Origin of the sequence: Pontibacter rufus (genome assembly GCF_015694705.1) — a bacterium.
Lineage (GTDB): Bacteria > Bacteroidota > Bacteroidia > Cytophagales > Hymenobacteraceae > Pontibacter > Pontibacter rufus.
In genome coordinates, this window is sequence record NZ_JADQDR010000003.1 from 107,419 (window position 1) to 118,871 (window position 11,453).

The window sequence follows — 11,453 nt, forward strand, 5'->3', positions numbered from 1 at the left end:
GCGGCTACCCCGCTGCCACAGGTATAAATATCCTTTCGTTACCAGAAAGCAGGATAGTAACGACACAGCACTCCCTTTTCTACAGGAAAGCCCGGCCCCAACCGGGCTTTCTTTAATTTAGCCGTCCGCCAGCGGCAGCTTCTTAATCCTGCTGCTTTTTAAAGATGTTGAAAATTTTACCTTTCTGCTGCTCCCGCTCTTTTTCACGCTGTTTCTCCTGCCGCCGTTTGCTAAACTGCCACCATTTTGATTCCGGCTTTTTGTCTTTCCAAAGCACATAGCGTACCGAAACGCCGGATGATAGGCCCAACCAATCTTCATGATGAAAGTGCAGGGCAGGCTTCACATCGGCTGACAGCAGAAAAGGCAAGCCGTTAATTTTATATTCTATGCCTAGTATGCCGTCTGCACCCGTAAAAACGCCATTGTCTTTCAGGTTACCAATGTGGGCGCCCGCACCCAGGTAGTAGTTAAAGCGCTCACCAAGTATGGGCCGGTGCCACTCATATAGTACTGTACCGCTGTATTCGTTGGCACCGATGGCCACAATGCCTTCCAGGGTTCCCTGCTCGTGTAATTTTTGTTGCAGCGTCAGGCCAAAACGATCGCTCTCCAGGCGTACGCCCGCCGCTGTTCTATACTTCTGTGCATGGCTTGCCACACATACCCCGCCCAGCAGGAAAATTATCAGCAATAATCTTTTAAACATTTTTAAGGGTGATTTAAGTAAAAAGCACTGGTATTCAGATCTCAGGCACAAAACTATACTGATTGGTACTTAAAACGGCATCCTTCAGAAGAAATGTACAAGCGATACCATGCCAGCCTGGTTATGCAGCCAGGTAAAAACAGGGAGGAGAAAGCTGCAAGAACCCGGCAAACCATATGCTGCACCCGGCTCTTCCCGCCATACTCTATTCTTAATTCTGATTAGTAGTACCTTTATACTTTTGCCGCAATAGCTTATCAACTCAACGCACAAGCTGGTGTTTACGATATCTTATTTTCTGCAGAAAGAGGATATTCTGTATTCATACCGCTTTAGAAAAACGTGCTCTGAGTGCTGGTAGCTTATACTTCTCCTTTAAAGCCCCTGTTCTCTTTTTTCTCTGATTGCCGCTTTTTACCTTCCAGCCGCCGGCGCACGCTGGCTTTGGTGGGTTTGGTGGCACTGCGCTTCTTTTGTTTGGTAAATGCCTGCCACAGCAAGCCATAAAAACGTTGCACGCACAATTCCTTGTTCCGCAGTTGGCTCCGCTCTTCCTGGCAAACCACCTGCAGATATCCCTCGCTGTTAATACGGCTGCTCAGCTTTTTATGTACCAGCGCCTTTTCCTCCTCTGTCAGCCGTTCGGAGCTATCCACGTGGAACTTCAACTCCACTTTTGTTGCCACTTTGTTCACGTTTTGCCCGCCTGCACCGCCACTCCGCGAGGCCTGAAAAATAAGCTCTTTCGTAAAATCTCTTTCAGATAGCTGCATCTAAGTATAAATCAAAAGTACAAGTATAAACCGCGAAGTATAAACTACTCCTTACAACAAAGTTGCATTTCAAAATACCTATAAGCAAAACCAGGCCAAAAGCTATAAAGCAGGTAACCGGCCACCAGGTATAAGTGATGGGCAACATTTCTGCATACGGCAACAAGAAAAGGACTATCAGCCCCAGTAGCAGAGATCCGGTAAATGCCGGGCTTAGGATGCTTCAGAAATTATTTCTTTTTACAGCACGCCCAAACAGCTGCAAATCGTATAGTTACTTTAATCATCAGCATACATGAAAGTCCTGGTTGCAGCCATTGGCGCTTGTCCAAAATTCTTACACTGGCTTTTAGTGAGTTCTTTCGGGCTTCTACTACTGAAACTGTTCTGGCTTGACAATATTCCTGCGTTTTTCCCCAAAGCACCCGAACTCGGCAGCCTGGTAACCGACGTACTGGTCGCAAATATTGCCGGGTACTTTTTTTACATTTTATCCGCAGAAGTACCAAGGGCAATAGAAAGAGCCCACAATGGCAGCGTGTTAATCAGTTGGGCCGAGCATGCGGCCTATAGCATCACCGGCTTTCTGCAAATGGTATATGATACCAACATGCCGCACCACCCCGATGCTGACAAAATTTTAGACATAGAGGCTGTAAACCGGGCCACCGTTATCAGGGAGTTTAAAAATATTGCGCCGAACGGAATTGCTCCGATGAGCAATGGCATGCTGGGCGCTGATTTAACATGGCTTGCGGCAATGGCAAAACACGATTTATTCTGCCTAGATTATATTTCGAAGCTGTGGCGGCTGGCGCCTTTTATCGACGCGGATTTAAGCGCTCTTTTGCTCGGAATAGAAAATTCGAGGCACACAGCCGCCATTCGGAGCCTGAAAGAACTGGGGCTGCTTAACCCCGGAACAACGATGCAAAACACAGATATGACGCCATGGGCCGATAACTACTACAAGAGTTACAAAATTGCCAGAAGGCTGCTGCGCTACTGCCGGAAGTTTCGTGCAACCTATGGCATAAAGTAAGCCTGTAACGCAAAACATTGCGCTATCCTGTTACTGATAACCATACTTCTACCTGGCTTTCTGCTCTGCCCACCTGTAAGAGAAGCAGCAGAACAAGAGAGGCCTTGACAAAGAACAAAATAGCTTCAGGTTCAGATTATTGAAATGGAGCAGCTTACACCTCCTTCAGACTTCATTTATACTTTAAACTGACTCGCGCCCCATACTTATAAACTATTATGAACGGGCCCTTTCTAAGTGGTATTTTCTTGTGCCTCATTTTATCTACGAAAAAAATCGTAAATAAAATTTCCTTTTACGAAATCATTCGTATATACTTGTACTTTGATACCCGCTCACCTTAACCATCTGTTACCATGACCTTTGACAATTATAGCAAACCCACCGAATCGGAGCTGGAGATACTGCAGGTACTCTGGCAAAACGGCCCCAGCACCGTGCGCTTTGTGCACGAGGCCCTGCGAAAAACAAAAGACGCAGGCTACACCACTACCCTGAAGCTGATGCAGATTATGGCCGAAAAAGGCATGCTGGCCGCCGATAAATCGAGCCGATCGCATGTGTACCGTCCGCTGCTGGAGGAAGAAAACACACAACGCCAGCTGTTAGACCGCTTTGTAGATGCTGCTTTCAGAGGCTCTGCCTCCAAGCTGGTAATGCAGGCACTCGGCAACAATAAAACCTCGCAGGAAGAACTGAACGAAATCCGTAACTTATTAGATAAACTGGAAGGAGGTAACGCATGAACTTAATCCCGAACATGCTGCCTGAGGCGCTGGTACGCGCCCTGGGCTGGACATTGCTGCACTCGCTGTGGCAGACTGCTTTTGTGGCTCTTTTGCTGGGGCTGCTGCTGGTTTTGCTGCACCGCCATACGGCCAGGCTGCGCTACATGGTAGCCGGAGGCGCTATGCTGGCGCAACTGCTGCTGTCGGCAGGCACCCTTGCTTACTGTTATGCCCGCGCGGTGGCTCCGGTAATTCCGGCTTCAGCAGGCAAAACGAGCTTTCTAAGTATAAGTGCCGCTAATCCGGCTGCTGCGCCACTCCGGCTTAACTTCTGGCAAGACCCTGCAGGCGCGGCACAGGTATATTTTGATCAGCACCTGCCGTTGCTGGTAACGCTCTGGCTGCTGGGTCTGCTGCTGATGGTTTTACGCTTTACGGGCGGCGTGGCTTATACACAGCGTTTGCGTCATTATAAAACTACACCACTCCCGCTGGCATGGCAAAACAGGCTGCAGGCGCTAAGCCAGCGCATCGGCCTTAGCCGGCCGGTACGATTGGTAGAGTCAGCGCTGGTGCACGTACCGATGGCCATTGGCTTTGCCCGGCCCGTTATACTATTGCCTATCGGCGCGGTTGCCGGGTTGTCGCCGCACCAGGTAGAGGCCATACTTGCCCATGAACTGGCACACATCCTCCGCAAAGATTACCTGCTGAACCTGCTGCAGTCTGTAATGGATTTGCTATTCTTTTACCATCCGGCAATGTGGTGGATGTCGGGTGTGGTACGTGCCGAACGCGAAAACTGCTGCGACGATATTGCGGTGGGTATCTGCGGTAATACCCTGATCTATGCCCGCGCGCTGGCTGAACTGGAAGCCATGCGCCTGCCGGCAGCGCCCGCTATGGCAATGGCTTTTTCGGGAAGGCGCGGCTCGCTGCTGGTCCGCATTAAGCGGCTCCTGGGACAACAATCGCTGCGGCCTACTTTTTCAGAGGGTTTTCTGGCGGCTTTGGTGCTGGTTATCGGGTTGCTGGGGCTGTCTTTCGGGGCAATGGCCGGGATGCATACTACTGTTGTAAAAACGGACGAAGGGCACATACTGGAGCTGCCCGCTGTGCCGGCTCCTGACTCTATCCGGAATGTTAACCGTGTAGCTTCCGAAGAAAAAAATGCCGCTGAAAACATGATTCCCGCGAACAAGGCTACCAATGCTTTCGTGTATACCGTGCAGGATTCTGCCGGACGGCAGCAGGACGTGGTAATCATCAAGAACAAAAAGGGAAAGGTGACGGATTTGTACGTAAACGGCAAGCGCATTCCGGATAAAGACATTCCGAAGTATAACGCATTGGTGGAGCAACGGCTCAGTGTCATTAACCATGCTCCGAAAGCCTCTGCAGCAGAGGTAAAAAGAAGTATAGCCGCCGCCCACGCTGCAGCTGCCAGAGCTGGTCAGGGCACTTTTACTTTTAACTACAACTACAGGTTTAATGCCGACAGCCTGGTTATACCGCCGGTACCACCTATGCCGCCAATGCCTCCTATGGCGCCCATGCCTCCCCTGCCACCTGTGCCGCCTATGCCATCTTTAGAGGGGGACACACCAGCATCCAAGAAGGAACAAAAAGCTTATGAAGCTGCCATGAAGGAATATGAAAAGGAGATGAAGAAATATGAAAAGGAGGTAAGTGAAATCTATAAAAACAGCGGCATAGACGAACAACATATTCAGCAGCAGATCGAGCGCCGGCAGCACATCTTAAATAACCGGGTAGAACAGGTGCAGCACCGGCAGGAAATGATGGCTGCTCGACAGGAAGCTCAGGTACATCGCCGCGAGGAGATGGCTGCGCGACAGGCAGAACTGGCCCGGAGTCGGGAAGGAATGGCTAAACGCCAGGAGGAAATGGCAGTACGCCGTGAAGAAATGGCCCGGCAGCGCGAAGTGCAGGCAGAACGCAGGCGCCAACTGAAGGAGGAACTGGTGAAAGATGGCCTGATACAGGAAGACGCCAAAAGCCTGAGCATCCAGCTAAACGACAGCGGCTTTTATGTAAACGGCAAGAAACAGCCTGAAGAGGTTTACGAAAAGTATAAAAAGCTCATGCAAACGGAAAAGGGCAAATCAGGCAATTTCAACTTGCAATACAACGAGAACTAAGCAAGCATCACTTTTTCGTTGATCGTTTTCCGATATTAAGATTTTTTAGCATCCGCAAGTCCGGTAAGTATACACCGCTTGCAGGCTGACCTCAAATTATCATGTCATTGAACCGAACCCTCTCTGCCCTTTCCGGGCTGGCGGGGTTCGGTTTTTTGTAATATCTTAGCAGCCGGGCTAAAAAACTGTACATCCCTGACAGGGGAGTTTCACGTAAGTAAAAAGAATCTGGCATAAGCCCCCGCGCCAGTGCTGTATAGCATTCATCCTTAAACCTATACCAGTTCTATGTTCATCTTCTACGCTGCATTTACCGGCGCCATGCTTTCCAGAACCCGGCTGCTACTGGCGTTTTTACTGCTATTGTCTGCCCCCTGTGTGCTGGCCCAGGAACGGTCTCAGCTAATTCCCCTTTCCGTGGAGGAGCGTGTCCGGCATTCTGATGTTATTGTGGAAGGCGAGGTCGTATCTCAGCAGTCTTTCTGGGATGCCCACCATGAAAACATTTATACTTCCAACATCATCAACGTTTACAAAGTATTTAAAGGCCAGGTACAGGCGCAGCAACTGGAGGTAATTACCCAGGGAGGAACAGTAGGCCTGAAAATGCACGTATTTTCTGCTGCCCTGAAACTGAGCAAAGGAGAACAGGGTATTTTCTTCCTTGAAAAAGAACAGGAATTACACAACACACCTGCCGCGGGCAAAAACCTGACAGTAAAGGCTTATGGCAATCAGCAGGGGTTTGTACAGTATGATGTGGCACGCAACCAGGCCACGGATGTGTTTAATGCTTACGCCTCGGTGCAGGATGTTTATTCGGCAGTTACCACCCACACCGGCGCCGGCTACCGCACCGTAGCCACCAACGAGCGGCTGCGACAGGCGCAGCAAAACCAGACAGAGCGCCGGGAGGCACAGCAATCACCGCTCGCACCTGTTATTACCAGCTTCACGCCAAAGGTGAGCACCGCCGGTACCAATGCTATACTGACTATAAAAGGGGACAACTTCGGCAGCCGCCGCGGCGATGGCTTTGTAGAGTTCCGGAATGCCGACGATGGCGGCCAGACCTTTGTAAAACCACTGGACAAGGCTTATTTGTCCTGGTCAGATACCCAGATACGGTTACTTATCCCATCAGCCGGTGTTGAGGAAGGCACCGCCGGCTCCGGCGAAATACGGGTTACTACCAACAGCGGTTCCTCCTCCATCAGCGACGATGAACTTGTACTTGAATTTGCTTACTCCAACATCAACTTCGAGGGGCGCGCCTTTCAGCCTATCCTGATTGACAAAGACAATGACGGCGGCTACACCATACAGTTTGCGCCCAGTATGCAGAACAACAACGCCGCACAGGAAGGTTTCCGGCGGGCCATGAACAGTTGGGTTTGCACGACTACCGTCAACTGGAAAATCGGAGGCACCACTACTATAGAAAAGGCTGCGGAAGACGACCTGAACATCATCCGGTTTATACCTGGCTCTGAAATAGGGGCGGGCGTGCTGGCCAGCACCGTAAGCCGCTACGAAGGCTGCGGTACCGACACCGACACCCTGTTCTGGGTAAAGGAGTTTGACATGGATATCAACAGCAATATTACCTGGCAGTATGGCCCCGGCGGCCCCGTAAACCGCCAGTATGATTTCCAGACAGTAATGCTGCACGAGTTGGGCCATGCCCACCAGCTGGGCCATGTTATTTTGCCGCGCGGCAGCACCACACCCCGCGTAATGAACTATGCGGTGGAGTTTGAGTCGCTGGTGCGCGACCTCAGTGCTGCGGATATTGCGGGCGGCAACCTGGTAATGGTCCGCAGCCTGGCACCTAATGTCTGCGGAGAGCAGCCAATGGAAGCCAAACTCGACGGTGATTGTAACATTGCCCCAGAGATTTATACTTTCGAAGCGCTTTTTGAGAACGGCCAGGTAGTTACCAACTGGACAACCAACAATGAACAGGATATCAGCTCTTTTGTGGTACAACGCAGTCCTGACGGCCTTACTTGGGAGGATGTGCCGGGCCAGATAAGCGCCAAAGGCCCTGAAAGCGGGTTCCTGGAGTACAGCGCTGTTGATCCGGAGCCACTACCGCGCATCAGCTATTATCGCCTGCGGGTGGTATACGAAGATGGCAGCGAAAGCTTCTCGCCAAGGTATAGGGTCATCAACCCCGCAGATTTACGCAGGCTTACTGTTTTCCCGAATCCGGTTAACCCTGAAGACGATTTTGCAATGCTTGAGTACATTGTGCAGGGCAGTACCACCGTAACAGTGCAGTTATACAGCATGACGGGCACTCTTGTACGGGAGGAGAACATTAATTTCACAGATGTAAACCTACCCGTGAAGCTGGATCTAACAGGCTTGGCTTCGGGTCTTTACATCCTGCAGTGGCAGGAAAAAGGCAAAACCGGCTCAGTAAAAGTCTTAAAACTATAAGCACAGCACCCAGTCATAAAAGTGCCGGGCAAGTATAACTTATACTTGCCCGGCACTTTTATAATCCGCCTTCCGGAAACACAACGGCCTTAGGTAGTTGGTCTGCAACAGACATTCACAGAGAGAAAAGTATTTCGCAGCATTGCCATGCCTGCCTTTCTGCCACTATCCTCCGGGCGGTGCGGTTTTACAGGTCTGAGTTTAAGTTTGTTTTATAGATTGGAAAAGCCTGTAACATAGTATAGGGCAAAATTCGGGTTATGTACGCCTCCTCACAAGGACTTTTATTGCAGGGCTGCAACAGGCATTTTATACTTCAGGATGTAGGCATAAAGTTATAAAGCTGCCTTAAACAACAAACAGAAGCTTAAAGTACTGCACAAAACACAGCATTTTGTAACATGGCGGTTTACTTTTCTGTTGCAGCGGCTGTAAAAACTACGCAACTAACGCACCGGATTTTAGCACCGTAATAGCCATAAAGCTATATTTGGGAAAGAATCCGGACCCAGCACAACAAAGACTTTATACTTAACATACGCTTTTATGCCACATACCACCACCACCTGGGACAAACTTATCTCGAAGAAGCGTTACGATACTCCCGATAAAAAGCATACTACAACCATAGACGAGTCGGTGCGGGGTGAGTTTCAGCGTGATTATGACCGTATTGTATTTTCGCCGGCTTTCAGGAGGCTGCAGAACAAAACGCAGGTAATGCCCATGCCCGAGAGCGATTTTGTACACAACCGGCTTACGCACAGTTTGGAGGCATCTGTGGTAGGGCGCTCGCTGGGCCGTATTGTGGGCAAAAGTATACTGGAGCGCCACCCCGCCCTGGCGCATGAAAAGAACATACAGGAAGCTGATTTCGGCGATATCGTAGCCGCGGCCTGCCTGGCCCACGACATCGGCAACCCGCCTTTTGGGCACTCCGGTGAGGATGCTATTTCGGCTTACTTCCAGAGCGAAGAGGCGCAGCCATACTTAACTGCTTTAACAGCCGCCGAACTGGACGACCTGGCCCGGTTTGAGGGCAACGCGGCCGGGTTCCGGGTGCTCACCTATACTTACCCTGCCCACTGCAGCCTGCCCGGCGGCCTTAGCTTAACCTATACCACACTGGCTACTTTTACCAAATATCCCAAAGAATCGCTTCCTGTAATAAGCGGCACAAAAAATACGAGCGAGAAGAAGTATGGCTTCTTCCAGACAGAAAAAGCCTGGTTTAACACCATTGCGCAGGAGTTAGAATTGCTCCCGAAAGGCAAGCCGGAAGAAGTATTTTACCACCGTCACCCGCTTGCCTTCCTGGTAGAAGCCGCCGACGATATCTGCTACCGCATCATCGATTTTGAAGATGGCCTGAAACTGGGCCTGATACCGCAGGAACAAGGCATGGATCTCTTCCGTCGCATTCTGAATGATGCGCCCGGCCGCAAGTCGAGCCTCACCTTTTATGACTGGCGCGAAGAGATTGGCTACCTGCGTGCCCGCATCATCGGCAAACTGATAGAGGAAACAACGAAAGTATTTCTGGAACACGAGCCGGAAATACTGGCCGGCACCTACGACAAACCCCTGATCAATGAACTAACATGCAAGCCGGTGCTGGATGAAATAAGGGACTTGTCGGTTTCGCAGATTTACCAGAACCGCCCGGTGCTGGAGATTGAAGCTGCCGGATTCGAAGTGCTCGGAGGTTTGCTGGATGCCTGCATTAAGGCCGTATTTAAACCTGAATCGATGCGCCACCGCAAGCTGGCCGCACTCATTCCGCCGCAATTCATCCACTTGCCTGACGGAGCCACTGATTACGAGCGCATCATCCATATCACCGATTTTGTAGCCGGGCTCACTGATCAGGCCGCCATAAACCTCTACCGGAAAATTAAAGGAATAGAGCTGCCGCGCATGTATTAACACAAGCCATAACATCGGAACTCCGAGCAGGAAAAAGGTTGATATTTCTACCTCTATACTTAACATGAAGGGGTCTGGCACTTCATGTTCATCTATAAAAAAGGCTGGTTGGTCTGCTTTCATGCAGGGATAGCAGAATAACTGCCGGCTTCTGGCACTGGAATTGGTATAATCCAATGTATTAAACTAATTTTATACATTGGATTATACCAACAACTTAGCGTGGTACAAAACCGCACATCTTTCTTACATCAATTTAAACACATGAAACGCAAGTTTTTAACTGGCCTGCTGATCTGCGCCTCCGGCTTTACGGCCATGGCCCAGACGAAAAGCAGCGAAATCAAATTTACGGAGTATGACCTCCCGAATGGCCTGCACGTTATCCTTAGCCCCGATCATTCCACGCCCAACGTAGCAGTGTCGGTGCTGTACCATGTGGGCTCTAAAAACGAGGAGAAAGGCCGCACCGGCTTTGCACACTTTTTTGAGCACCTGATGTTTGAAGGCAGCGAAAACATAGATCGTGGCCAGTACATGGCGATGGTGGAGAACGCAGGCGGCGCCCTGAACGCTAATACCTCCTTCGACCGCACGTATTATTACGAGTTGCTGCCGAGTAACCAGGTTGCCCTGGGTCTCTGGATGGAAGCCGAGCGTATGAAACACGCCAAAGTAGACGAAACGGGCGTGGAAACCCAGCGCAAAGTAGTGCAGGAAGAGAAACGGCAGCGCATCGACAACCAGCCCTACGGCACCATAGGCGAGAACGTTTTTGCGCTGGCTTTCAAAGAACATCCCTACCACAACATGCCTATTGGTACGTTTGAGGACCTGAACAATGCTAAAATCGACGAGTTCCGCGATTTCTATCATACTTTCTACGTGCCCAACAACGCGACCCTTTCTATTGCCGGCGATATCAACATCGACTCTACCAAACAGATGATCGAGAAGTATTTTGCAGGCATTCCCAAGGGCACGAAGGAAATTCCTCGCCCGACCGTGGTGGAGCCAAAGCAAACAGAAGAGCGCCGCAAAACGGTATATGACAACATTCAGCTGCCGGCCGTTATCGAGGCATATCATATTCCGGAGCAGGGCACTGAAGATTATTACGCCCTGTCGATGCTGACCACACTGCTATCAGGCGGCGAGAGTGCGCGCCTGCCCAAGGCACTGGTAGATAAGCAGCAGATAGCCGTAGCTGCCTCTTCCATACCTTTCCCGACCGAAGATCCGGGCCTGTTTCTGACCTTCGCCATCGCCAATATGGGCGTGAATGTGGATACGCTGGAGCAGGCGATGGATGCAGAGATCAATCGCGTAAAAACAGAGCCTATCAGCGACCGTGAGTTCCAGAAACTGCGCAACCAGATAGAAAGCAACTTTGTGCAGCAGAACAGCACCGTGGCAGGCCGTGCCGAAAGCCTCGCCGATTACCATGTATACTACGGCGACGCCAACCTGATCAATACGGAACTGAACCGCTACATGAAGGTGACGAAAGACGACATTCAGCGCGTAGCCAAGCAGTACCTGACCAAAGACAACCGCGTGGTGCTGCATTACCTTCCGAAATCAGCCCAACCGAAATAGAGATTTTAGACATAAGACGTTAGACGCAAGATTGTATACTCTGATCTGATGAGTGAAAGCAACACCAGA

General features: G+C 50.5%; 8 protein-coding genes. 6 read left to right on the plus strand and 2 right to left on the minus strand.

All coding sequences use genetic code 11. The annotated features are described in order from the left end of the window. Nucleotides 1-142: 142 nt before the first annotated feature. Together I2I11_RS06640 and arfB are read right to left on the minus strand one after the other, a co-directional pair. Nucleotides 143-709, minus strand: a complete 567-nt coding sequence (locus I2I11_RS06640) for a hypothetical protein (RefSeq protein WP_196266902.1) — start codon at nucleotides 707-709, stop codon at nucleotides 143-145. A gap of 362 nt (nucleotides 710-1,071) precedes the next feature. After that, entirely contained in the window at nucleotides 1,072-1,482 is a 411-nt protein-coding gene (gene arfB, locus I2I11_RS06645) for an alternative ribosome rescue aminoacyl-tRNA hydrolase ArfB (RefSeq protein ID WP_196266903.1), read from the minus strand. 295 nt (nucleotides 1,483-1,777) lie between these two features. Here arfB and I2I11_RS06650 point away from each other — a divergent pair, with 295 nt between their 5' ends. The 6 genes from I2I11_RS06650 (at nucleotide 1,778) to I2I11_RS06675 (ending at nucleotide 11,384) form a co-directional block, all read left to right on the plus strand. Beyond that, complete coding sequence (locus I2I11_RS06650; RefSeq protein WP_196266904.1) at nucleotides 1,778-2,524, plus strand: hypothetical protein; 747 nt, start codon at nucleotides 1,778-1,780, stop codon at nucleotides 2,522-2,524. A gap of 356 nt (nucleotides 2,525-2,880) precedes the next feature. Then, nucleotides 2,881-3,270 carry a BlaI/MecI/CopY family transcriptional regulator gene (locus I2I11_RS06655; RefSeq protein ID WP_196266905.1) on the plus strand — a complete coding sequence of 130 codons (390 nt, stop codon included), beginning with the start codon at nucleotides 2,881-2,883 and terminating at the stop codon, nucleotides 3,268-3,270. Beyond that, entirely contained in the window at nucleotides 3,267-5,414 is a 2,148-nt protein-coding gene (locus I2I11_RS06660; protein ID WP_196266906.1) for a M56 family metallopeptidase, read from the plus strand. The genes I2I11_RS06655 and I2I11_RS06660 overlap by 4 nt, the downstream gene beginning before the upstream one ends. A gap of 288 nt (nucleotides 5,415-5,702) precedes the next feature. Further along, on the plus strand, nucleotides 5,703-7,859 hold the full coding sequence (locus I2I11_RS06665) for an IPT/TIG domain-containing protein (RefSeq protein ID WP_196266907.1): 2,157 nt from the start codon (nucleotides 5,703-5,705) through the stop codon (nucleotides 7,857-7,859). 546 nt (nucleotides 7,860-8,405) lie between these two features. Continuing rightward, nucleotides 8,406-9,785, plus strand: a complete 1,380-nt coding sequence (dgt, locus tag I2I11_RS06670) for a dGTP triphosphohydrolase (protein WP_196266908.1) — start codon at nucleotides 8,406-8,408, stop codon at nucleotides 9,783-9,785. A 264-nt stretch (nucleotides 9,786-10,049) separates the two neighbouring features. Further along, a complete protein-coding gene (locus I2I11_RS06675) occupies nucleotides 10,050-11,384 on the plus strand; it encodes a M16 family metallopeptidase (protein ID WP_196266909.1) in 1,335 nt (444 codons plus the stop codon). Nucleotides 11,385-11,453: the final 69 nt, after the last annotated feature.